20 protein-coding genes are annotated in these 21,836 nt (G+C 69.8%); 2 read left to right on the forward strand and 18 right to left on the reverse strand.

Annotated elements, in window-relative coordinates:
- Positions 1 to 128: 128 nt before the first annotated feature.
- Positions 129 to 716, reverse strand: a complete 588-nt coding sequence (gene pyrR / locus ACX28W_RS02210; RefSeq protein ID WP_458997040.1) for a bifunctional pyr operon transcriptional regulator/uracil phosphoribosyltransferase PyrR — start codon at positions 714 to 716, stop codon at positions 129 to 131.
- Positions 717 to 969: 253 nt separating this feature from the next.
- On the opposite strand from pyrR, the gene bldD reads away from it, so the two are divergent.
- A complete protein-coding gene (gene bldD, locus ACX28W_RS02215; protein WP_391353437.1) occupies positions 970 to 1,470 on the forward strand; it encodes a transcriptional regulator BldD in 501 nt (166 codons plus the stop codon).
- 200 nt (positions 1,471 to 1,670) lie between these two features.
- Here the strand turns inward: bldD and nusB are convergent, their stop codons facing one another.
- The 13 genes from nusB to ACX28W_RS02280 all read right to left on the reverse strand — a co-directional run bounded on the left by nusB (position 1,671) and on the right by ACX28W_RS02280 (position 14,773).
- Positions 1,671 to 2,105 (reverse strand): transcription antitermination factor NusB, encoded by a 435-nt coding sequence (gene nusB, locus ACX28W_RS02220; RefSeq protein WP_458997041.1) that lies wholly within the window; start codon positions 2,103 to 2,105, stop codon positions 1,671 to 1,673.
- Between the two features lie 2 nt (positions 2,106 to 2,107).
- On the reverse strand, positions 2,108 to 2,674 hold the full coding sequence (gene efp / locus ACX28W_RS02225; RefSeq protein ID WP_010988257.1) for an elongation factor P: 567 nt from the start codon (positions 2,672 to 2,674) through the stop codon (positions 2,108 to 2,110).
- 61 nt (positions 2,675 to 2,735) lie between these two features.
- Positions 2,736 to 3,842 (reverse strand): aminopeptidase P family protein, encoded by a 1,107-nt coding sequence (locus ACX28W_RS02230; protein WP_458997042.1) that lies wholly within the window; start codon positions 3,840 to 3,842, stop codon positions 2,736 to 2,738.
- A 223-nt stretch (positions 3,843 to 4,065) separates the two neighbouring features.
- Positions 4,066 to 4,941, reverse strand: a complete 876-nt coding sequence (locus ACX28W_RS02235) for a Pro-rich N-terminal domain-containing protein (protein WP_458997043.1) — start codon at positions 4,939 to 4,941, stop codon at positions 4,066 to 4,068.
- A gap of 208 nt (positions 4,942 to 5,149) precedes the next feature.
- On the reverse strand, positions 5,150 to 6,241 hold the full coding sequence (aroB, locus tag ACX28W_RS02240; RefSeq protein WP_458997044.1) for a 3-dehydroquinate synthase: 1,092 nt from the start codon (positions 6,239 to 6,241) through the stop codon (positions 5,150 to 5,152).
- Complete coding sequence (locus tag ACX28W_RS02245; protein WP_458997261.1) at positions 6,238 to 6,720, reverse strand: shikimate kinase; 483 nt, start codon at positions 6,718 to 6,720, stop codon at positions 6,238 to 6,240. Before ACX28W_RS02245 ends, aroB begins: the two co-directional genes overlap by 4 nt.
- Before the next feature lie 29 nt (positions 6,721 to 6,749).
- The gene (aroC, locus tag ACX28W_RS02250; RefSeq protein WP_458997045.1) at positions 6,750 to 7,934 is read right to left on the reverse strand and encodes a chorismate synthase; all 1,185 of its coding nucleotides are present in this window, start codon (positions 7,932 to 7,934) and stop codon (positions 6,750 to 6,752) included.
- 177 nt (positions 7,935 to 8,111) lie between these two features.
- The gene (locus ACX28W_RS02255; RefSeq protein ID WP_458997046.1) at positions 8,112 to 8,948 is read right to left on the reverse strand and encodes a shikimate dehydrogenase; all 837 of its coding nucleotides are present in this window, start codon (positions 8,946 to 8,948) and stop codon (positions 8,112 to 8,114) included.
- On the reverse strand, positions 8,929 to 10,677 hold the full coding sequence (gene mltG / locus ACX28W_RS02260) for an endolytic transglycosylase MltG (RefSeq protein ID WP_458997047.1): 1,749 nt from the start codon (positions 10,675 to 10,677) through the stop codon (positions 8,929 to 8,931). The genes ACX28W_RS02255 and mltG overlap by 20 nt, the downstream gene beginning before the upstream one ends.
- A 122-nt stretch (positions 10,678 to 10,799) precedes the next feature.
- Positions 10,800 to 11,264, reverse strand: coding sequence for a Holliday junction resolvase RuvX (ruvX, locus tag ACX28W_RS02265; protein WP_458997262.1), 465 nt, complete (start codon positions 11,262 to 11,264; stop codon positions 10,800 to 10,802).
- A 38-nt stretch (positions 11,265 to 11,302) separates the two neighbouring features.
- Positions 11,303 to 13,975, reverse strand: a complete 2,673-nt coding sequence (gene alaS / locus ACX28W_RS02270) for an alanine--tRNA ligase (protein ID WP_458997048.1) — start codon at positions 13,973 to 13,975, stop codon at positions 11,303 to 11,305.
- Positions 13,975 to 14,331: a DUF6167 family protein gene (locus tag ACX28W_RS02275; RefSeq protein ID WP_362069908.1), complete on the reverse strand. Its 357-nt coding sequence runs from the start codon at positions 14,329 to 14,331 to the stop codon at positions 13,975 to 13,977. Before ACX28W_RS02275 ends, alaS begins: the two co-directional genes overlap by 1 nt.
- Before the next feature lie 7 nt (positions 14,332 to 14,338).
- Positions 14,339 to 14,773 carry a DUF948 domain-containing protein gene (locus ACX28W_RS02280; protein WP_458997049.1) on the reverse strand — a complete coding sequence of 145 codons (435 nt, stop codon included), beginning with the start codon at positions 14,771 to 14,773 and terminating at the stop codon, positions 14,339 to 14,341.
- 214 nt (positions 14,774 to 14,987) lie between these two features.
- Between ACX28W_RS02280 and ACX28W_RS02285 the strand changes: the two genes are divergently transcribed.
- Positions 14,988 to 17,156 (forward strand): ATP-binding protein, encoded by a 2,169-nt coding sequence (locus tag ACX28W_RS02285; protein ID WP_458997050.1) that lies wholly within the window; start codon positions 14,988 to 14,990, stop codon positions 17,154 to 17,156.
- 36 nt (positions 17,157 to 17,192) lie between these two features.
- Here ACX28W_RS02285 and rpsD read toward each other — a convergent pair whose 3' ends face one another.
- From rpsD to hisS, 4 genes are all read right to left on the reverse strand, one after another.
- Positions 17,193 to 17,807, reverse strand: coding sequence for a 30S ribosomal protein S4 (gene rpsD / locus ACX28W_RS02290; protein ID WP_046260069.1), 615 nt, complete (start codon positions 17,805 to 17,807; stop codon positions 17,193 to 17,195).
- A gap of 322 nt (positions 17,808 to 18,129) precedes the next feature.
- Complete coding sequence (locus tag ACX28W_RS02295; RefSeq protein WP_458997051.1) at positions 18,130 to 19,485, reverse strand: replication-associated recombination protein A; 1,356 nt, start codon at positions 19,483 to 19,485, stop codon at positions 18,130 to 18,132.
- A gap of 44 nt (positions 19,486 to 19,529) precedes the next feature.
- Positions 19,530 to 20,165 carry a vitamin K epoxide reductase family protein gene (locus tag ACX28W_RS02300; RefSeq protein WP_458997052.1) on the reverse strand — a complete coding sequence of 212 codons (636 nt, stop codon included), beginning with the start codon at positions 20,163 to 20,165 and terminating at the stop codon, positions 19,530 to 19,532.
- Positions 20,166 to 20,564: 399 nt separating this feature from the next.
- Positions 20,565 to 21,827, reverse strand: a complete 1,263-nt coding sequence (gene hisS, locus ACX28W_RS02305; protein WP_458997053.1) for a histidine--tRNA ligase — start codon at positions 21,825 to 21,827, stop codon at positions 20,565 to 20,567.
- Between the last annotated feature and the right edge of the window lie 9 nt (positions 21,828 to 21,836).

Genomic DNA, 21,836 nt, shown 5'->3' on the forward strand with positions numbered 1-21,836 from the left:
TCCGTAAGGCAGTTCGGTTCGGGAGGCGGAGGTCTGGGGGTGTCCCCAGAGGGCGCAGCCAGGCGCGTGGGCGTGCATGGAGTGCACTCAGGAGGCGTACGTCAGAGGCGCACGCCCGCGAGTGGCTGCTACTCCCCGCCCGGGGAGGTCCGCTTCGCACCGAGCAGCACGGTGTCGCGACCGTCCTCCTCGGCGAGCTGGACCTTGACCGTCTCCCGCAACGACGTGGGGAGGTTCTTGCCGACATAGTCGGCACGGATGGGCAGTTCGCGGTGGCCCCGGTCGACGAGGACCGCGAGTTGAACGGCGCGCGGGCGTCCGATGTCGTTCAGCGCGTCGAGCGCGGCGCGGATGGTGCGACCGGAGAAGAGCACGTCGTCGACGAGGACGACCAGTCGGCCGTCGATGCCGTCGGCGGGGATCTCGGTGCGGGCCAGCGCACGCGGCGGGTGCATGCGCAGGTCGTCGCGGTACATGGTGATGTCGAGCGAGCCGACCGGGATCTTGCGGTCGGTGATCTCCTCGAGCTTGGCGGCGAGCCGCTGGGCGAGGAAGACGCCTCGGGTCGGAATGCCGAGGAGCACCACGTCGTCGGCACCCTTGGCGCGCTCGACGATCTCGTGGGCGATGCGGGTCAGCACCCGGGCGATGTCGGGGCCTTCGAGAACGGGCCGCGCATCGGACGCGTACTGCTGTTGGTTCTGCTCTGTGTCCATACGAAACGGACCTCCTTCTCCGCCTCACGGGACGGATCATTAAAGGACGTCGGAATTGCGCCACCCACGGTACCAGTCCGGAAACGTGCCTGATCACCCCCCTTCGGGCCACCGCCGGTGACTCCCACGGAAGGGTCGGCCCGGACCGTTCGGCTTGACGGGGGAGAGTAACGCTGCGTAACCTCACAGTGAGTCACCAGAGTCACCAGCCGCGCGGCCGAGCCGCACGTTGATACAGCGTCCGGGGAGCTATATGTCCAGCGAATACGCCAAACAGCTCGGGGCCAAGCTCCGGGCCATCCGCACCCAGCAGGGCCTTTCCCTCCACGGCGTCGAGGAGAAGTCCCAGGGACGTTGGAAGGCGGTCGTGGTCGGTTCGTACGAGCGCGGCGACCGCGCCGTCACCGTGCAGCGCCTTGCCGAGCTGGCGGATTTCTACGGGGTCCCCGTGCAGGAGCTGCTGCCGGGCACCACCCCGGGCGGGGCCGCCGAGCCGCCGCCCAAGCTCGTCCTGGACCTGGAGCGCCTGGCGCATGTGCCGGCGGAGAAGGCGGGTCCCCTGCAGCGCTACGCGGCGACGATCCAGTCGCAGCGCGGTGACTACAACGGCAAGGTGCTGTCGATCCGCCAGGACGACCTGCGCACGCTCGCCGTCATCTACGACCAGTCGCCCTCGGTCCTCACCGAGCAGCTGATCAGCTGGGGCGTCCTGGACGCGGACGCGCGCCGCGCCGTCACCCACGACGAGGGCTGACCCCTTCGGACAGCTGTGCAGAAACGTGCCGCCGGGGTGGCCGGGACCAACAGGTTCCGGCCACCCCGGCGGCTTTCTGCGGGCCTCGGGAGCCTCATGGGTACCCGGCGAGGCATCACCGGACCGGAACGCCGGAGGGCCCGCAGCATCCGCTGCGGGCCCTCCGGCGTTCTCGTAGCTTTCACGTACGTCGCGTACGTCTAGTCCTCGTCCCGGCGGAGCGACGGCTTCAGGTCCTTCAGCCGGCCCAGCAGGCCGTTCACGAACGAGGGCGACTCGTCCGTGGAGAACTCCTTCGCCAGCTGCACCGCCTCGTCGAGCACCACGGCGTCCGGGGTCGCGTCGACCCAGATCAGCTCGTAGGCACCGAGACGCAGGATGTTGCGGTCGACGACCGGCATCCTGTCCAGTGTCCAGTCGACGGCGTACGTCGCGATGAGCTCGTCGATCCGCCTCGCCTTCGTGGCGTAGCCCTCGACCAGCTGCATCGTGTACTCGCTCACCGGCGGCTGCCGGGTGTCGGTCCGGGAGTGCCGGATCCAGTCCGCGAGAACCGTCAGGACGTCCACGTCGCGCTGGTCACCCTCGAAGAGGATCTGGAAGGCGCGCTTGCGGGCCGTGTTGCGGGCAGCCACGGTTAGCTGTTCACCCGGCCGAGGTAGTCGCTCGTACGGGTGTCGACCTTGATCTTCTCACCGGTGGTGATGAAGAGCGGGACCTGGATCTGGTGGCCGGTCTCCAGGGTGGCGGGCTTGGTGCCACCGGTGGAGCGGTCGCCCTGGACACCCGGCTCGGTCTCCTGGATGACGAGCTCGACGGCGGCCGGCAGCTCGACGAAGAGCACCTCGCCCTCGTGCTGCGCGACGGTGGCGGTGAAGCCCTCGATCAGGAAGTTGGCGGCGTCGCCGACGGACTTGCGGTCGACCATGAGCTGGTCGTACGTGTCCATGTCCATGAAGACGAAGTACTCGCCGTCCATGTACGAGAACTGCATGTCGCGCTTGTCGATCGTGGCCGTCTCGACCTTGACGCCGGCGTTGAACGTCTTGTCGACGACCTTGCCGGAGAGCACGTTCTTCAGCTTGGTGCGCACGAAGGCCGGGCCCTTGCCGGGCTTGACGTGCTGGAACTCGACGACGGACCAGAGCTGGCCTCCGTCGAGCTTGAGCACCAGGCCGTTCTTGAGGTCGTTCGTGGAAGCCACGGTTGCGGAATCTCCTGGACTGACGTGGACGACCCCGGGACACGCGCGTAGCTCGAAGAAGCTAGAGCGCGAGCAGTTCCTTGGTCGTGATGGTGAGTAGCTCGGGTCCGCCGTCCGCCTCGGGGCGTACGACGAGCGTGTCATCGATCCGGACACCGCCCCGGCCCGGGAGGTGGACCCCCGGTTCGACGGTGACCGGCACGCAAGCGTCCAGTTTACCCATGGCCGCGGGGGCCAGCTGCGGGTCCTCGTCGATTTCGAGCCCGACACCGTGCCCGATCAGCGGAGGAAGGCCTTCCGTGTACCCCGCGGAGTCGAGCACCTGGCGGGCCGCGCGGTCCACGTCACGGTAGGCGGCGCCGGGCGCCAGCGCCTCGCGTCCGGCACGCTGGGCGGCGAAGACGAGGTCGTACAGCTCGATCTGCCAGTCGGCTGGAGAGGTACCGATCACAAAGGTACGGCCGATCTCGCATCGGTAGCCCCGGTAGGTCGCGCCGAGACAGACGGACAGGAAATCGCCCTCCTCGACCCGTCGGTCGGTGGGCTGGTGACCGCGCCGCCCGGAGTTCGGCCCGGTGCCGACCGAGGTCGCGAAGGCGGGCCCGTCGGCGCCGTGATCGACGAGACGGCGCTCCAGCTCCAGGGCGAGATGGCGCTCCGTACGGCCGACGAGGATGGATTCGAGCAGTTCACCCAGCGCTTGGTCGGCGATTTCGGCGCCGATCCGCAGACAGGAGATCTCCTCCTCGTCCTTGGTCAACCGCAGCTGCTCCACCGCACCGCCCAGGTCGGTGAGCCGCAGCCGCGGCGCCACCGAGCCCATGGCCCGATGCCGGCTCACGGTCAGGTGGTGTTCCTCGACCGCGACGGACTCGGCGCCCTGACCTGCGGCGACGTCGGCCGCGGCGACAGCGGGGTCCCCGCCGGGCCTGGACAGCACCTGAACGCGCAGCGCGTCATCGGGCCGCCCTTCGTCGGCCTCGCCCCTCGGCGGGCCTCCGCAGAGCAACACATCCTCAGCCCTGCCCAGCAGGAGGACGGCACCCCGCGGGGCCGCCCCGGCGAGATACCTCACGTTGGCCGGGCGGGTGACAAGCGCGGCCGCGCTGCCGCCCGCGGTACAGCGCTCTCGTAGCCGCTCGCGGCGGGCCCCGTACACCTCTGACATGAATCGAGCCTACGAGCGCTGACCGAATTGCGCCGGTTCAGCGGGGCCGGACGGGCGGTTGAGGGCCGGATGGGCGGCAGGGGCGCATGCACTACCGCACGTGCATTGACCGCACGTGCATTGACCGCACGTGCATTGACCGCACGTGCATTGACCGCAGGTGCATTGGTCACAGGTGCATTGGCCACAGGTTTATTGCCGCAGGTCTATTGCCGCAGGCGGACTACCACTGCGGCGGGCTGGCGATCGACCGGGCGAGTACGTCGTCCAGGACGCGGGCCGTGGCCGGTACGTCGAGCTGCGAGTTGTCGATGATGGGCAGCCCCGAGCCGTACCAACCGGCCATCCGGCCGTGGATGCGGGCGACTTCCTCGTCGGCGAGGCGACGGTTTCCGGAGCGCTGGGCGTTGCGCTCCAGGACTATCTCCAGGCCGGGCAGCAGGACGACGGGCAGCAGACCCGGCCCGACGTGTCGCTTCCAGCCGCCGAGGCCGACGACCGGGCGGTCCGGGAAGACGGCGTCGTCGAGGATGCAGGAGATGCCGTTGGCCAGGAAGTTCCGCGCGGCGAAGCCGCAGGTGCGGCGGGCCAGGCGGTACTGCGCCTCCGAATGGTCGTTCCACCCCGACTGGGGGTCGGCAAAGCCCGAGCGCACCCATTCGCGTACGTCGTCGAGGCTGATGTGGGCCGTCGGGACCCGGCGGTGGTCCGCCCAGTACTTGGCGACGCTGGTCTTGCCCGCGCCCGCCGGGCCGATGAGCAGCACCGCGAGCGTGGTCGACGTGAGATCGGAGACGCCCGTGGCGGGCGGCGCGCTCGGCATGCCGACCGGGCCGCCCGGGGGCAGCTGCACATGGCCCGTGGTGTCCGGCGCGGGGGCGTGCTGCGGAGGCGCGGGCTGTGGCAGGTGTGACGGTGGTGCCGGAGGATGTCCCGGGGGAGGGCCGACGAAGCCGGGGGCAGGCGGGCTCGAGGGTGCCGGACCGGGGTGCCCGCCCGGGTGTCCCGGGTGCTGCGCGGCCGGCGGCCAGCCGCCGGTGGCCGGTCCGTGCCCCGGCTGGTGGGGCGGCGGCAGCGGAGCCCCCACTGCGTGCTGCATCCGGTGCCACTCCGTCTCGTGTCTCTTGGCTCGTTCGCCTCCGGGACGCGTCTCACTCGCGGCAGGCAATGGGCGCCGGCGAATGGGGCCTCGGTCCCGTCGCTACCGAACGGTACCTTCCCCGGCCGCCGTTGTGTGAACGGCCGGGGAAGGGATGAAGTGCCCGCCGACGAAGGGCAAATCGGGCCAAGTGCGGGCCCGTTGGGCGTTACTCCCCCACTTCGCCGTAGGCGGCGAGGAGAACGGCCGGGTCGGGGCCCTCCAGGACGGTCGGCTTGGCCAGCCCGTCGAGGACGATGAAGCGCAGCAGGTCGCCGCGGGACTTCTTGTCGACCTTCATGTTCTCCAGGAGCTTGGGCCACTGGTCGTAGCGGTAGCTCAGCGGGAGACCCACGGATTCGAGGATCGTGCGGTGCCGGTCGGCGGTCGCGTCGTCCAACCGGCCCGCCAGACGGCCCAGTTCGGCGGCGAAGTGCATGCCCACCGAGACCGCCGCGCCGTGCCGCCACTGGTAGCGCTCGTTCTTCTCGATGGCGTGCGCGAGGGTGTGGCCGTAGTTGAGGATCTCGCGGAGGCCCGACTCCTTGAGGTCGCCGGAGACGACCTCGGCCTTCACCTTGATGGACCGCTCGATGAGCTCGGCGGTGTGCGGGCCCGCGGGAGTGCGGGCCGCCTCGGGGTCGGCCTCGATGAGCTCCAGGATCGTCGGATCGGCGATGAAGCCGGCCTTGATGATCTCGGCGAGGCCGGAGACGTAGTCGTGGACGGGCAGCGAGTCGAGCGCGGCCAGGTCGCACAGGACGCCCGCGGGCGGGTGGAAGGAGCCGACGAGGTTCTTGCCCTCGGCGGTGTTGATGCCGGTCTTGCCGCCGACCGCCGCGTCCACCATGGCCAGCACGGTGGTGGGGATGGCGATCCAGCGCACCCCGCGCAACCAGGTCGCGGCGACGAAACCGGCCAGGTCGGTGGTGGAACCGCCGCCCACGCCGACGATGATGTCGCTGCGGGTGAAGCCGGACTGGCCAAGAGCCTTCCAGCAGTAGGCGGCGACCTCGGCGGTCTTGGCCTCCTCCGCGTTCGGCACCTGGATGGCGACGGCCTCGAAGCCCTGCCCGGCCAGGTCGGCACGGAGCGCCTCACCGGTCTCGGCGAGCGCCTCGGGGTGGATCACGGCGACTCGCTTGACCTTGTCGCCGATCAATCCGCCCAGTTCTCCGAGGAGTTGACGGCCGACCAGGACCTCGTAGGGGTCGGTGCCCGCGGTGCCGCCGACCTGGATACGGGTCACTGCCTCGCTCATGCTTCCTTCAACTCCAGTGCGTCGAGGACCGCTTGGGCGACCTCTTCGGGGGTGCGGTCGTCGGTGGCCACGACCGCGCGGGCGACTTCGGTGTAGAGGTGACGGCGCGCCTCCATCAGCTCGCGCCACTGCCGGCGCGGGTTGACGGCGAGCAGCGGGCGGGCCACGTTCAGGCCGGTGCGCTGGACCGCCTCCTCGACGTCCATCGAGAGGTAGACGACGGTGTGTCCGGCGAGCAGCGCGCGGGTGTCCGCGTCGAGGATCGCGCCACCGCCGAGCGCCAGCACGCCGTCGTGCTCGGCGAGTGCCCGGCCGACCGACCGCTTCTCGATGGCACGGAAGACCGTCTCGCCCTCGTCGACGAAGATCTCGGCGATGGAACGGCCCTGCTCGGCCACGATGTCGTCGTCCGTGTCCCGGAAGGCGCAGCCGAGCCGCTCGGCGACCAACGCGCCCACCGTGGACTTGCCGACGCCCATCGGGCCGACGAGGACGACGCGCGGAGCGGTCACCGCACGACCAGGTTGTCGAGGTACGACCGCACGTTGCGGCGGGTCTCCGGGACGCTGTCGCCACCGAACTTCTCGGCCACCGCGTCCGCCAGGACGAGGGCGACCATGGCCTCGGCGACGATGCCGGCGGCCGGGACCGCGCAGACGTCGGAGCGCTGGTGGTGCGCCTTGGCGGCCTCGCCGGTGGCCACGTCGATGGTGGCCAGGGCGCGCGGCACCGTCGCGATCGGCTTCATCGCGGCGCGCACGCGCAGCAGCTCACCGGTGGTGAGACCGCCCTCGGTGCCGCCGGAGCGGCCGGATGTGCGCCGGATGCCGTCCTCGGTGTGGACGATCTCGTCGTGCGCCTTGGAGCCCGGCACCCGGGCGAGCTCGAAGCCGTCGCCGACCTCGACGCCCTTGATCGCCTGGATGCCCATCAGCGCGGCCGCGAGCCGGGCGTCGAGCCGCCGGTCCCAGTGCACGTGCGAGCCGAGGCCCACCGGCACACCGTACGCGAGCACCTCGACCACACCACCGAGGGTGTCGCCGTCCTTGTGGGCCTGGTCGATCTCGGCGACCATCGCCTTCGACGTGTCGGCGTCCAGGCAGCGCACCGGGTCGGCGTCGAGCTTCTCGACGTCGGAGGGCTTGGGGTAGACGCCGTACGGCGCCCTGGTCGCGGCCAGCTCGACGACGTGCGAGACGATCTCGATCCCGGCCGTCTCCTTCAGGTACGACCGGGCCACCGCGCCCAGTGCCACGCGGGCGGCGGTCTCACGGGCGGAGGCGCGCTCCAGGATCGGCCGGGCCTCGTCGAAGCCGTACTTCTGCATGCCGGCGAGGTCGGCGTGACCGGGCCGCGGCCGGGTCAGCGGGGCGTTGCGGGCCACGTCGGCGAGGATCGCCGGGTCGACCGGGTCGGCCGCCATGACCTGCTCCCACTTGGGCCACTCGGTGTTGCCGACCATGACGGCCACCGGCGAACCGAGCGTGAGCCCGTGGCGAACGCCGCCCAGGAAGGTGACCTCGTCGCGTTCGAATTTCATCCGGGCACCGCGTCCATAGCCCAGGCGCCGCCGGGCCAGGTGGTCGGCCACCATCTCCGTGGTGATCGGCACGCCGGCGGGAAGGCCCTCCAGCGTCGCGACAAGTGCGGGACCGTGGGACTCCCCCGCGGTCAGCCAGCGCAACCTGCTCAACGGTGCTCCTCATGCTCGCGCCCTGGTGCTGCTGCTGCGTACGCGCGTCCTCGCGTACGGCGACGGCGCGACCGGGTGCGCGGCCCTGGCCCGCCACCTCCGATCCTCCCATGTCCTGGGTCGTTGTCCGGCCGCAGGTCCACCAGGCGGACGGATCCGCACCCGCAGGAGCAGCGCTCAGCGACTCGCGAGCGCCTGCTCGCCCGCCTTGCGCATGGCGTCGAGCGGCGCGGGAGAACGCCCGGTCATCTGCTCGACCTGGAGCACCGCTTGGTGCACGAGCAGGTCGAGTCCGCTGACGACGGCACCGCCGTAGGCCGACCAGCGGGCCGCGAGATCGGTGGGCCACGGCTCGTACAGCACGTCGAAGAGGGTCGCGGGCCGCTCCGGGACCGCGGCGGCGAGCGCGTCCGTCGTGCCCGCCGGGGTCGTGGCGATCACGAGCGGGGCGCGCAGGGCCTGGTGGGCGTCCGCCCAGTCCCGCGTACGCACCTCCACGTCGAGCCGCTCGCCCCACTGCCGCATCTCGGCGGCACGTTCGGAGCTGCGCACATACGCGACGACCTCGCCGGTGCAGATCCGTGCCAGTGCGGCCAGCGCGGAGGAGGCGGTGGCGCCCGCGCCGAGGATGGCGGCGGAGTCCACCTGTTCGATGCCGCGCTCGCGCAGGGCGGCGACCATCCCGGGAATGTCGGTGTTGTCACCGACACGGCCGTCCTCGGTGAACACGACGGTGTTCACGGCTTCCACCGACGCCGCCGTGTCACTGATCTCGTCGAGCAGCGGCATCACGGCCCGCTTGAGCGGCATGGTCAGCGACAGGCCCGCCCACTCGGGCCCCAACTCCCCGAAGAACCCGGGCAGCCCCTCCTCGTCGACCTGGAAACGGTCGTACGACCAGTCGTCGAGTCCCAGTGCCCGGTACGCGGCGCGGTGCAGCACCGGCGAGAGGGAATGGGCGATCGGGGAACCGAGTACGGCGGCTCGGTGGGCGTCAGTTGCCCGAGCTCTCATTGAACTTTTCCTTGAGTTGCTCGAATTCCGCATAGGTCTCGGCGAATTCGGTTTTGTTCTCACCGTCGGTCGCCACGAAGTAGATCCATCCGTCGTCGGTCGGATCCAACGCCGCCTTGAGTGCGTCGTCACCGGGATTACCGATCGGCCCGGGCGGCAGACCCTTTTGCGTGTACGTGTTGTACGGGTCCTGGTTGCTGTTGATCTCGGATTCGCTGATGTTGATGTTGCTCTCGCCCTTCAGGTAGTTGAAGGAGGAGTCGAACTGAAGCAGCTGGTTGGTCTCCGTGTTCGTGGACTTGAGACGGTTGTAGACCACCTCAGCCATCTTACGGAAGTCGTCATGGGTCTTGCCCTCTGCCTGGACAAGGCTCGCGACCGTGATGACCTGCAGCGGGTCGTCCAGGTTGAGCTCCTCGGCCTTGGCCTCGAGGTCGTACGTGGCGTACTTCGACGCCGCCTGCGTCACCATCTGCTTCAGGATCGCCGCGGGCTTCATACCCTTGGCAGCGGGATAGGTCGCCGGATAGAGGAAACCTTCGAGCGGATCCTTGATGTCCTTGTTGTTGTTCGCCCATTTCGGCAGCCCGAAGGTCTTGTATTCCTTCTCGGCGATTTTCCTGGTGGTACCGCTGGACAGTTCCAGTTTCTTGTCGATCGCGGCGTAAATGGCGACGTTGCGCTGCCCGGGAGCGACTATCACATTGTTCTGGCTCTTGGGATCGAGCATCATCTCGATGGCCTTGGCGGCCGACATCTCTTTTTCCAGCAGGTAGGCGCCCGCCTGGATGGTCGTCCCCTCGGGGTCCTGCTGCTGCGCCGAGACGAAGGCGTCGACGCTCTTGACGACGCCGGCCGCCTTCAGCGCCTGCCCGATCTCATAACCGCCCGCGCCCTTCTTGATCTCGACGGTCACCACCTGGCCCGTACCGTTACCCGCGTAGTCCGGAGCCGGGCCGAAACGATTTTGGTAGAACTGGTACCCGAAGTATCCGACTCCGCCGATGCCACCGCCGAAGACCAGGACGACCACCAGGCAGGCACAGCCGTTGCGACGCTTCTTTTCCTTGCCGCCCTTGCCCTTCCGGCCGCCGCGGCCGGCCTTCGGGTCGTCGTCGACGTCGTCATCGTCGCCGCCCCCCGCGAAGAAGGCGTGCTCGCCCTGGTCGGGACCGGGATCCCAGTCGGGCTGCGGCTCCGGCTCGGCACGGCGGCGGGCGGGCGGCTCCGGCGGCGGGTAGGCGTCGGGGGTGCCGTAGAAGTCGGGCTGCTCGCCGCCGTACGCGACGGTCTGGTTCCCGTACGGGTCGGCCGGGTCGGCGGCGTAAGCGACCTGGTGCTGCGTCCCGTTGTCCCAGCCGCCGTTGTCGTAACCCTGCGGCGCCTGGCCGTTGTAGGGCTGCTGCCCCTGATCGACGTACTGCTGCTGCGTCTGGTCCACGTACTGCTGCTGGCCCTGGCCGGCGAACTGCTGGTGCCCCTGCTCGCGGAAGTGCTGCTGGCCCTGGTCGTGATACTGCTGCTGATCCTGGCCGTAGGCGCCCTGCTGACCACTGCCCCAGTCGCCGTACTGCGCCTGCTGCTGTTGCGGCTGCTGCGGATAGTGCTGCGGCTGGCCGCCGTAGGGGGACTGGCCGTCGGCGGCCTGCCCTCCCCATCCGCCGTCCCCGTACAACGGGTCCTCCGGATTCCACGGTTCGGAGCCTGGGCCCCGGCCATACTCAGTCATCGATCCCCTAGAGCCGCGAGGCGGTGGCTGCTGGCGCTGGTGGCTCGGCTCCCGTCCGCCTCTTCGCTGTGCAGTGGCTGTTCGCACACCGCCGCATCGCGCGGAACGTTACCGTACCGCGATCAGATGACCACTTCGACGCCCTCGCCCGGTGCCTTTCCAGACGCCCGTTCGGACTCCAGGGCCTGCTGCAGGATGATGACGGCGGCCGCCTGATCGATGACGGACCTACCCTTTTTGGACTTCACGCCCGAGGCACGCAGCCCCTGACTGGCCGTCACTGTGGTCATCCTCTCGTCGAGGAGCCGCACCGGAACGGGCGCGATCCCCTGGGCGAGGGTCTGCGCGAAGGCTCGGACCTTGACGGCGGCCGGGCCCTCGCCCCCCTTGAGGGAGCGAGGGAGCCCGACGACGACCTCGATCGGCTCGTACTCCTCGACGAGTTGCCTCAACCGGCGCTGGGCGGCGGGCACATCGCGTCCCGGCACCGTCTCGACGGGGGTCGCGAGGATCCCGTCGGGGTCGCACGAGGCGACCCCGATCCGGGCGTCCCCGACGTCGATCGCGAGCCGACGGCCGCGGCGCATGCCCGGGCCGTCTCCGCCCTGTTCCTGACCGTCCGCGCTCACTTGGCCGTCTCGGCGACGAGCCGCTCGACCGCGTCGATGGCCTCGCCGATGGCGGCCGGGTTCTGGCCGCCGCCCTGGGCGACGTCCGGCTTGCCGCCACCGCCGCCACCGAGGGTCTTGGCGGCCGTGCGGACCAGGTCGCCGGCCTTGAGGCCGCGCTCGCGGGCGGCTTCGTTGGTGGCGATGACCGTGAGCGGCTTGCCATTGACTGTGGTGAACAGGGCCACGACGACGGCCCGGCCGCCCTGGATGCGGCCGCGCACGTCGAGGACCAGCTTGCGCAGGTCGTCGGCGGTCGTGCCGTCCGGGACCTGGCCGGTGACGAGAGCGACACCGCGTACGTCCTTGGCGGACCCGGCGAGACCGGCGGCGGCCTGGAGGACCTTCTCCGCGCGGAACTTCTCGATCTCCTTCTCGGCGTCCTTCAGCTTGCCGAGCATGGCGGAGACCTTCTCCGGGAGCTCCTCGGGGCGGCCCTTGATCAGCTCCTGGAGCTGGGCGACGACCGTGTGCTCCTTGGCGAGGAAGTTGTAGGCGTCGACGCCGACCAGAGCCTCGATGCGGCGCACACCGGAGCCGATCGACGACTCGCCGAGCAGCTTGACCAGGCCGAGCTGGGCGGTGTTGTTGACGTGCGTGCCGCCGCACAGCTCCTTGGAGAAGTCGCCGATGGTGACGACGCGCACCCGCTCGCCGTACTTCTCGCCGAACTCGGCGATGGCGCCCTGCTTCTTGGCCTCGTCGATGGACATGACCTCGGCCTGGACGTCCAGCTCGCGGGTCAGGATCTCGTTGATCTTCTGCTCGACGTCGGTCATCACGGCCGTGGGCACGGCCGCCGGGGAGCCGAAGTCGAAGCGGAAGCGGCCCGGCTGGTTCTCGGAACCGGCCTGGGCGGCCGTGGGGCCGAGGGCGTCGCGCAGCGCCTGGTGGGTGAGGTGCGTGGCCGAGTGGGCGCGGGCGATGGCCGTGCGACGGCGGGCGTCGATGGTGGCCTGGGCGCTCGCGCCGACGGTCACCTCGCCGACCTGGACGACGCCCTTGTGGACGTACACGCCAGGAACGGGCTTCTGGCAGTCGCGGACCTCGATGACGGCGCCGGTGTCCACCTTGATGCGGCCTGTGTCGCCGATCTGGCCGCCGCCCTCGGCGTAGAACGGGGTGCGGTCGAGGACGATCTCGACCTCGTCGCCCTCGGTGGCGGCGGGTGAGGGCACACCGTCGACGAGGATGCCGACGATGCGCGACTCGCCCTCGGTCCGGTCGTAGCCGATGAAGTCGGTCTCACCGGCGGCGTCGGCGATCTGACGGTAGGCACCGAGGTCGGCGTGGCCGGTCTTCTTGGCCCGGGCGTCGGCCTTGGCCTTGTCCCGCTGCTCCTTCATCAGGCGCCGGAAGCCGTCCTCGTCCACGGAAAGGCCCTGTTCGGCGGCCATTTCGAGGGTGAGGTCGATCGGGAAGCCCCAGGTGTCGTGGAGCAGGAACGCCTTGTCGCCGGCGAGGACGGCGCCGCCGGACTCCTTGGTCTCGGTGATGGCCGTGTCGAGGATGTTCGTGCCGGCCTTCAGCGTCTTGAGGAAGGCGGCCTCCTCGGCGAGGGCCACGGTCTCGATGCGCTGCCGGTCGGTGACGAGCTCCGGGTACTGCTGGCCCATCATCTCGATCACGACGTCGATGAGGTCCTTGACGACCGGACCGGTGGCGCCGAGCAGACGCATGTTGCGGATGGCACGGCGCATGATGCGGCGCAGGACGTAGCCGCGGCCCTCGTTGCCGGGGCTCACGCCGTCGCCGATGAGCATCACGGACGTGCGCATGTGGTCGGTGACGACACGCAGCGAGACGTCGGAGTCGTGGGCGGCGCCGTACTCGACACCCGTCAGCTCGGTGGCCTTCTTGATGACGGCCATGGAGGTGTCGATCTCGTACATGTTCTGCACGCCCTGCAGAATCATGGCGAGGCGTTCCATGCCGAGGCCGGTGTCGATGTTCTTGCTGGGCAGGTCGCCGAGGATCTCGAAGTCCTCCTTCGAGGTGCCCTCGCCGCGCTCGTACTGCATGAAGACCAGGTTCCAGATCTCCACGTACCGCTCGTCGTTGACGGCCGGGCCGCCCTCGACGCCGAACTCGGGGCCGCGGTCGTAGTTGATCTCGGAACACGGGCCGCAGGGGCCGGGGACGCCCATGGACCAGTAGTTGTCCTTCTTGCCGAGGCGCTGGATGCGCTCGGCCGGGACGCCGATCTTGTCGCGCCAGATGGACTCGGCCTCGTCGTCGTCGAGGTAGACCGTGATCCACAGACGCTCGGGGTCGAGCCCGTAACCACCCTTGTCCTGGGGCGAGGTGAGCAGCTCCCAGGCGTAGGTGATGGCGCCTTCCTTGAAGTAGTCGCCGAAGGAGAAGTTGCCGCACATCTGGAAGAACGTGCCGTGGCGGGTGGTCTTGCCGACCTCTTCGATGTCGGGCGTGCGCACGCACTTCTGCACGCTGGTGGCGCGCGACCACGGCGGCTTGACCTCACCGAGGAAGTACGGCTTGAAAGGGACCATGCCCGCGGGGACCAGGAGCAGAGTCGGGTCGTCCGCGATGAGCGACGCCGAGGGGACGACGGTGTGACCGCGCTCCTCGTAGAAGCTCAACCAGCGGCGGCGAATCTCGGCCGACTCCATCAGTGGTCCTCATTCCGGTTGTGCGAGTACGTCGACCTCTCGACGTACGTCGGGTTCTTGCTGTAGTTCGGATTGTTGCGGTTCTCGATCGCGGTGTGGCGTCGCGGACCGGGGAGCTCGTGGTCGACGGGCGCGTTCAGGCCGAGCACCTCGTCGAGTTCGGCCTCCCGCTGGGCCATGCCGTCGCGGACGTCGAGCGCGAAGTCCTTGAGCCGGTGCCCGGCCTCGATCGCCTTGTTCGTGGCCTGGGCCGCGAGGCTCTCGGGGGTCAGCTGCTTGAGCTTGCGGTTGACCTTGGTGGTGGCCCACACACCTGCGGCTGCGCCGGCGGTGAACCAGAACGTACGGCGGAACATCGCTGCGTCAGTCCTTCTTCCGCTTTCCCCGTCGCGCGGACGGGACGGTGCGGCCCACGATCACGGTACGCCGGGACGCCTTGGGGGGCACGTTCTCTCGGCGGCCGCCGAGGGCCCGGCGGACGCCGTAGCCGAACGCCGCGACCTTCACCAGCGGGCCGCCGAAGGTGGACGCGACGGTCGTGGAGAGCGCCGACGCGTTCGACGTGACCTCCTGGACGTCCGATGCGATGGCGTCGACCCGGTCGATCTGGGTCTGTGCGGAGCGCACCGCCGTGGAGGCGTCGGCCAGCAGGGGGACGGCCTGGTCGGTCACGTCGGCCACGAGCTTGGTGGTCGCCCTGAGCGTCTGGGCCAGCCTCGCCAGTGCGACGGCGAGGAAGGAGACCAGGATCGCCCAGAAGACGGCCACCAGGATCCCGGCCACCTCTCCACCGGACACTGTCGCACCCGCTCCCTAAGTACGTGCCTGAATATCGGACCTGAACATCGCGCCTGAACATCGTGCTTGAACATCGTGCTTGACCATCGAAAAGTCGTCCCCCGAGCCTATCGCGCCAGGGCCGCCGCTCCGTACCGCATTACCGCCCCGACGGGACCGGAGTTGCGCGACAGGATTGTACGGAGTGCTTACGGGTCAGTACGCTCCGCAGTCCATGCAGCACTTTCACCGGTCCCAGCGCTCCGATGGTGCGCCGCACGGCAATCTGCCCCTGGAACTCAACGCGTTCGTGGGCCGCTCGGCCGAACTCGCGCAGCTGGCCGAGGAGCTGGGCAGGGCCCGGCTGGTGACGGTGACCGGCATGGGTGGCGTCGGCAAGTCGCGCCTCGCGGCGCGTGCCGCGGCGGGCGCGCGGTGGCCCGGCGGGGCGTGGCGGGTGGAGTTGGCCGCGGTACGCGATCCGGACCTCGTCGCCCACGCGCTCGTGGAGGCCCTCGGTCTGACGGATCAGACGTCGAGGCCACCGCGCCAGGTGCTCCTCGACCATCTCGCCGAGCGTCAACTCCTGCTGGTCGTGGACGGGTTCGAGCATTTGGTGGACGCGTGCGCCGCGCTGATCAGCGAGCTGCTGCGGCGTACGCCGGGGCTGCGGGTGCTCGCCGTGGGGCGCAGGCCGCTGGCGGTCGAGGGCGAGCGGCTGTTCCCGCTGGCGCCGCTGACCGAGTCGGAGGCCGCGGAGCTGTTCGAGGACAGGGCGGCGGCCCGGGTGCCCGGGTTCGCGCTCGACGACGGCAACCGGTCGGACGTCCGGGAGCTGTGCCGGCGCCTGGACGGGATCCCGCTCGCGGTCGAGCTGGCGGCGGGGCGGCTGAGCGCCCTGTCCCCCGCGCAGCTCCTGTCCCGCTTCGAGGACCGCTTCCGGCTGCTGACCGGCGACGGGCGCGACGCACTGCCCCGGCACCAGACCTTACGTACGGCGGTCGGCTGGAGCCATGAGCTGTGCACACCCGAGGAGCGGCTGCTGTGGTCGCGGCTCTCGGTGTTCGCCGGACATGTCGACCTGGAGGCCGCCGAGTACGTCTGCAGCGGCGACGGACTGCACGCCGACGACGTCCTCGACCTGCTGGGCGAGTTGCTCGCGCAGTCGGTGCTGTCCCGCGAGGAGACGGCGGCGGGCCCGCGCTACCGCATGCTGGACACGGTCCGGGCGTACGGCGGGGACTGGCTGGAGGCGGTGGGCGACGCGGGCAGGCTGCGCCGTCGCCACCGCGACTGGTATCTGGGCCTGGCCACCTGGTGCGAGCTGGACTGGTTCTCTCCGCGGCAGGGTGAGGTGGCCGGGCGCGTCGAGACGGAGCTGCCGAATCTGCGCCACGCCCTGGAGTACTGCCTGACCGAGCCGGGCGAGGCGCATCTGGGCCAGTACCTCGCGGGCACCCTGTGGTTCCACTGGGTCGGCTGCGGCCGACTGTCGGAGGGACGGCACTGGCTGGAACGCGCCGTGGATCTCGACGGCGATGGTGACCAGTCGCGGCTGAAGGCCCTGTGGGTGCTCGGCTATGTGGCGATCCTGCAGGGCGACACGGTGCCCGCGCTGACCGCGCTCCAGGAGTGCCGCGAGGAGGCGGAGCGCACCGGCAACGCCATCGCGTTCGCGTACGCCGAGCACCGCACCGGCTGTCTGGCGCTGATCACGGACGACATGGCGGGCGCGGAAACCCTGCTGCGCTCGGCGCTGAGCCGATATCACGAGATCGGCGAGCTGAACAGCAATGTACTGATGGGCCAGGTCGAGCTGGCGATGGCGCTGGCGTTCCAGGGCGATCTGCCGGGCGCGGTGCGGTTGTGCGAGGACGTCCGCCAGGTCTGCGAGGACCATGGGGAGCGCTGGGCGCTGACGTACGCGCTGTACGTACTGGCGTACGAAGCCTTGGCCGACGGCGATGCGGCGCGGACCCGGGATCTCCTTCAGGAGTGCCTCGGCATCGCGCCGGCCTTCCACGATCTGCTCGGCACGGTCCTCTCGATCGAGCTCCTCGCGCTGGTCACGGCGGTGCAGGGCGATCCGGCCGAGGCCGCGCTGCTGCAAGGGGCGGCGGCCCGGATGTGGCCGTCGGTGGGCCTGCCGCTGTTCGGCTCGGCCTACTACAACGCCCCGCACGAGCGGTGCGAGGCCATGGCCCGGGAGCGGCTGGGCGATGAGCGGTACGAGGAGTGCGTACGGGCGGGGGCACGGCTCGGCCAGAAGGCGGCGGTGGCGCGGGCGCTGGGGCGGGCCGGGGCCCGGCCGCTCGGCGCGGTGCCGTCGCCTCGCAGGCTGCCCCCGGACACGCAAAAGCCCGCCGTCTCGCCCACCTCGAAGGGTGGGGAGACGACGGGCTGACGCTGACGCGCAGGTGGTGCTACGTCCGCTGGAAGATCAGCGGGCGTAGTACTCGACGACGAGCTGCTCGTCGCAGATCACCGGGATCTCCTTGCGGTTCGGCTCACGGTCCAGGCGGAACGCCAGGGCGCCGAGGTTCACCTGGAGGTAGCGCGGGGTCTCGCCGTCGGGGGCGAACCCGCCCGCGCGGGAGACCTCGAACAGCGTCTTGCTGCGGCTGCGCTCGCGGACCATCACGACGTCGTCGGGACGGACACGGAACGAGGGCTTGTCGACCTTGCCACCGTTGACCTCGATGTGGCCGTGGACGACCATCTGGCGGGCCTGGTAGATCGTGCGGGCGATGCCCGAACGCAGGACCAGCGCGTCGAGACGGCGCTCGAGCTCGATGATCAGGGCCTCACCGGTCTTGCCCTGAACCTTGGAGGCACGCTCGTAGGCGCGGACGAGCTGGCGCTCGGACACGTCGTACTGCGCGCGCAGACGCTGCTTCTCGAGCAGACGGACCTTGTAGTCCGAGTTCTGCTTGCGGCCGCGGCCGTGCTCGCCCGGCGGGTAGGGGCGGGCCTCGAAGTACTTGACGGCCTTCGGGGTCAGCGCGATGCCGAGGGCACGCGACTTCTTGACCTTGGGGCGGGACTGATTCGCCACTGTCTTTTTCTCTTTCCTGGTTTTCGGCTCACCAGAGTTAAAGGAGGTCGCATCCGCAGCCTGGGAAACCCCGCGGGTCCGGTCGGTCGAACCCGCTGGGCAGCCGCTCCCTGGTCTGGGCACATACGTGCAGCACGCGAGTGGCCCACCGACCGTTCCCGGAAGACCGGGTGGTGGTGGGCTGCCCGCGACACCTTCGACGGTGCGCGACGCTCCTGGAATCCCTCCGTGGAGGCAGGGGCTCCGGCTGGATGTCCCGTTCTGGTGGTGCCGACCGGAGCCGGACACGGGACGCAGCGCTTCCACACATGTTACAGGCCGATCAGGGCCGCCCTCGACCGAGGTGCTTCCTGGTCCACTCCACCGCGTCCGCGTAGCGCGCCTCGGCGCCGTGCCGGGTCGGCGCGTAGTACTCCCGGTCCTTGAGCTCCTCCGGGGCGTACTGCTGGGCGGCGATGCCCTCGGGCAGGTCGTGCGGATACACGTACCCCTGGGCGTGCCCGAGCTTGGCCGCGCCCTTGTAATGCCCGTCGCGCAGGTGCATCGGCACCGGACCCGCGTGTCCCTTGCGTACGTCTTCCATGGCGGCGCCGATCGCCATCGTCGCGGCATTGGACTTCGGTGCCAGGGCGAGGGCGATGGTGGCGTGGCTGAGGGTCAGCGCGGCCTCGGGGAAGCCGATCATCGCGACGGCCTGGGCGGCGGCCACGGCTATGGGCAGCGCGTTCGGATCGGCCAGTCCGATGTCCTCGCTGGCGGAGATCATCAGGCGGCGGGCGATGAAGCGGGGGTCCTCGCCCGCCTCGATCATCCGGGCCAGGTAGTGCAGCGCGGCGTCCACGTCCGAGCCGCGGATGGACTTGATCAGGGCGCTCGCCACGTCGTAGTGCTGGTCGCCGGCGCGGTCGTACTTCACGGCGGCGCGGTCGACGGTCTCCTCCAGGGTCTGGAGGGTGACCTCCGGCTCGCCCTTGTCGAGCGCGGACCCGGCGGCGGCCTCCAGGGCGGTCAGGGCGCGGCGGGCGTCACCGCCGGCGATCCGCAGCAGGTGCTGCTCGGTGTCCTCGGGGAGGGTGACGGCTTCCCGCAGGCCGCGCTCGTCGGTGAGCGCGCGCTTGAGGAGACCGCGCACGTCGTCGTCGGTGAGGGGTTCGAGGGTGAGGAGGAGGGAGCGGGAGAGCAGCGGGGAGATCACCGAGAAGTACGGGTTCTCGGTGGTCGCGGCGATCAGGGTCACCCAGCGGTTCTCGACGGCCGGGAGCAGGGAGTCCTGCTGCGCCTTGCTGAAGCGGTGGATCTCGTCCAGGAAGAGAACGGTCTCCTTGCCGAAGCCGCCGGTGGCGCGGCGTGCACCGTCGATGACCGCGCGCACTTCCTTGACGCCCGCGGTGATCGCGGAGAGCTCCACGAAGCGCTTGTTGGTGGCCTTGGAGACGACATACGCGAGGGTCGTCTTGCCGGTGCCGGGCGGGCCCCAGAGGATCACCGAGGATGGTCCCGCCGGGCCGCCGTTCCCCTCGCCGACGAGTCTGCGCAGGGGCGAGCCCGGCTTCAACAGATGCTGCTGGCCCACGACTTCATCGAGGGTGCGCGGGCGCATCCGTACCGCCAGGGGGCTGCCGGTCGGGTCCTTCTCCTGGCGTTCTTCTGCTGCGGCGGTGAACAAGTCGGGCTCCACGTACAAAACCCTATGTCACGCCACTGACATTGCCCGCAGGGCTGTCAGCTGGTCCAGAAATCCCACCAGCGGGTCAGGATCAGCATCCCGATGATGCCGATGTGCAGCACCGGCAGGACCCAGGTGAACTCGCCGAAGAAGCTCTTCAGCCAGCGCGGGGCGGGCAGGAAGTCGTTGCGGACGTTGGACGAGGTCACGTACCAGAACATGATGATCGTGGCGACCCAGGCGAGGCAGCACCACAGGCACAGCGAGTTGATGCGGTACAGCGACTGGAACTGCAGCCAGGTGCAGAATCCGACGCCGAAGAGCGTGCCCGCGTTGAAGGTCAGCCAGTACCAGCGCGGGAACGTGGCCCGCGCGAGCAGGGTCATGCCGACGCAGATCACCATGCCGTACGCGACGAGTCCCAGCATGGGGTTCGGGAACCCGAAGGCCGAGGCCTGGTCGCTCTTCATGATGTTGCCGCAGGAGACGACCGGGTTCAGGCTGCACCCCGGCACGAAGTTCGGGTTCTCCAGCAGCTTGAACTTGTCGATCGTGATGACCCACGCGGCGAGCAGCCCGGCCGCGCCGGTGATCACCAGCATCAGGGCGAGCGCACGGCTGCCGCCGACCGTCCGGGGACCGTCGACGCGTTCCGGGTCGGTGGAGACGTCCTTGACTGTCGTCTTGCTCATCACGCCGTTTCCGTAGCTTCGAAGGGCCTGCGGGCACCGACATTGTGCCGCACGCGCATGTGTGCCCACCGTTCGATGGGCATAAGGAGGTACGCGCGGTCGTCCCGGAGTGCTCGGTTTCGGCGGGAGGTTCATCGGCATGGCCACACGTCGGCATCGCCGGGCTGAGGGCCTTTTTTTCGCCCCCGCCGCCCCTACCCATTCCCATCCCCTGGGGGCTCCGCCCCCAGACCCCCGTTCCGCCTGGACGGCCTCGTCCTCAAACGCCGGACGGGCTGGGTATGTCAGCCTGTCCGGCGTTTGAGGACGAGCCCTTCGGACGAAGGCGGGGGTCTGGGGGGCGAAGCCCTCAGGAACGGATGGGACGGGTAGGAGAGGCGGGGGCGAGGAAGCCCGGCCTCAGCCCAGTCGGGCCTCGACCTCCGCCACGATCTCGCTCACCCCGACCGCAACCTGCTCACCGGACTCCATGTCCTTGAGCTGCACGACACCCTCGGCGAGATCCCGCTCCCCGGCGACGATCGTGTACCGCGCACCCGACCGGTTCGCGTTCTTCATCGCCCCCTTGAGCCCCTTCGCCCCGTACGAGAAGTCCGCGGCAACGCCCAGCCTCCGCAACTCCGTGACCTTGGCGAAAAGCACCCGCCGAGCCTCCTCACCCAGCGGCACCGCGAACACACTGGTGGCCGCGGGAAGTTCGAGCTCGACGCCCTCCGCCTCCAGCGCGAGAACCGTACGGTCGACACCCAGTGCCCAGCCGACGGACGGCAGCGCAGGACCGCCGATCATCTCGGACAGCCCGTCGTAGCGCCCGCCGCCGCCCACGGCGGACTGGGAACCCAGACCGTCGTGGATGAACTCGAAGGTGGTCCGGGTGTAGTAGTCGAGGCCGCGCACCAGCTTCGGGTCGTCCTCGAAGGAGACGCCCGCGGCGGTGATCAGCTCGCGCACCTCCTCGTGGTACGCCTTGCACCCGTCACACAGGTAGTCGCGCAGCAGCGGCGCGCCGACCAACTGCTTTTGTACGTCGTCGCGCTTGTCGTCGAGGACGCGCAAGGGGTTGATCTCGGCGCGGCGCAGCGTGTCCTCGTCCAGGCTCAGCCCACGCAGGAAGTCCTGGAGGGCAGCCCGGTAGACGGGACGGCACTCCTTGTCGCCCAGCGAGTTGAGCAGGATCCGGAAGTCGCGCAGACCGAGCGAGCGGTACGCCTGGTCCGCCAGGATGATCAACTCGGCGTCGAGCGCCGGGTCCTCCGCACCGATCGCCTCGGCGCCGACCTGCGAGAAGTGGCGGTAACGGCCCTTCTGGGGGCGCTCGTAGCGGTAGTACGAGCCCGAGTACCAGAGCTTGACCGGCAGATTGCCGAGCTTGTGCAGATTGGCCTCGAGCGCCGCGCGCAGCACGGACGCGGTGCCTTCGGGGCGCAGCGCCAGCTTGTCGCCGCCCTTGGTCTCGAAGGCGTACATCTCCTTGGTCACGATGTCGGTGGACTCACCGACCCCGCGCGCGAACAGCTCGGCGCTCTCGAAGCCGGGCGTCTCGATGTAGCCGTAGCCGGAGTTCCGCAGCGGGGCGGCGATCGCCTCACGCACGGCGAGGTACTTGGCGCTCTCCGGCGGAATCAGGTCGTACGTGCCCTTGGGGGCCTTGAAGGTGCTCACGGAAAGTCT

It is taken from the genome of Streptomyces sp. SD15, from assembly GCF_054462255.1.

Excerpts from the sequence above, each read along its gene's own strand:
- pyrR (WP_458997040.1), bottom strand. The coding sequence starts at position 716 with ATGGACACAGAGCAGAACCAACAGCAGTACGCGTCCGATGCGCGGCCC.
- bldD (WP_391353437.1), top strand. The coding sequence starts at position 970 with ATGTCCAGCGAATACGCCAAACAGCTCGGGGCCAAGCTCCGGGCCATC.
- ACX28W_RS02230 (WP_458997042.1), bottom strand. The coding sequence starts at position 3,842 with ATGTCAGAGGTGTACGGGGCCCGCCGCGAGCGGCTACGAGAGCGCTGT.
- ACX28W_RS02235 (WP_458997043.1), bottom strand. The coding sequence starts at position 4,941 with ATGCAGCACGCAGTGGGGGCTCCGCTGCCGCCGCCCCACCAGCCGGGG.
- aroB (WP_458997044.1), bottom strand. The coding sequence starts at position 6,241 with ATGAGCGAGGCAGTGACCCGTATCCAGGTCGGCGGCACCGCGGGCACC.
- ACX28W_RS02245 (WP_458997261.1), bottom strand. The coding sequence starts at position 6,720 with ATGGGCGTCGGCAAGTCCACGGTGGGCGCGTTGGTCGCCGAGCGGCTC.
- ACX28W_RS02255 (WP_458997046.1), bottom strand. The coding sequence starts at position 8,948 with ATGAGAGCTCGGGCAACTGACGCCCACCGAGCCGCCGTACTCGGTTCC.
- mltG (WP_458997047.1), bottom strand. The coding sequence starts at position 10,677 with ATGACTGAGTATGGCCGGGGCCCAGGCTCCGAACCGTGGAATCCGGAG.
- ruvX (WP_458997262.1), bottom strand. The coding sequence starts at position 11,264 with ATGCGCCGCGGCCGTCGGCTCGCGATCGACGTCGGGGACGCCCGGATC.
- alaS (WP_458997048.1), bottom strand. The coding sequence starts at position 13,975 with ATGGAGTCGGCCGAGATTCGCCGCCGCTGGTTGAGCTTCTACGAGGAG.
- ACX28W_RS02275 (WP_362069908.1), bottom strand. The coding sequence starts at position 14,331 with ATGTTCCGCCGTACGTTCTGGTTCACCGCCGGCGCAGCCGCAGGTGTG.
- ACX28W_RS02285 (WP_458997050.1), top strand. The coding sequence starts at position 14,988 with ATGCAGCACTTTCACCGGTCCCAGCGCTCCGATGGTGCGCCGCACGGC.
- ACX28W_RS02300 (WP_458997052.1), bottom strand. The coding sequence starts at position 20,165 with ATGAGCAAGACGACAGTCAAGGACGTCTCCACCGACCCGGAACGCGTC.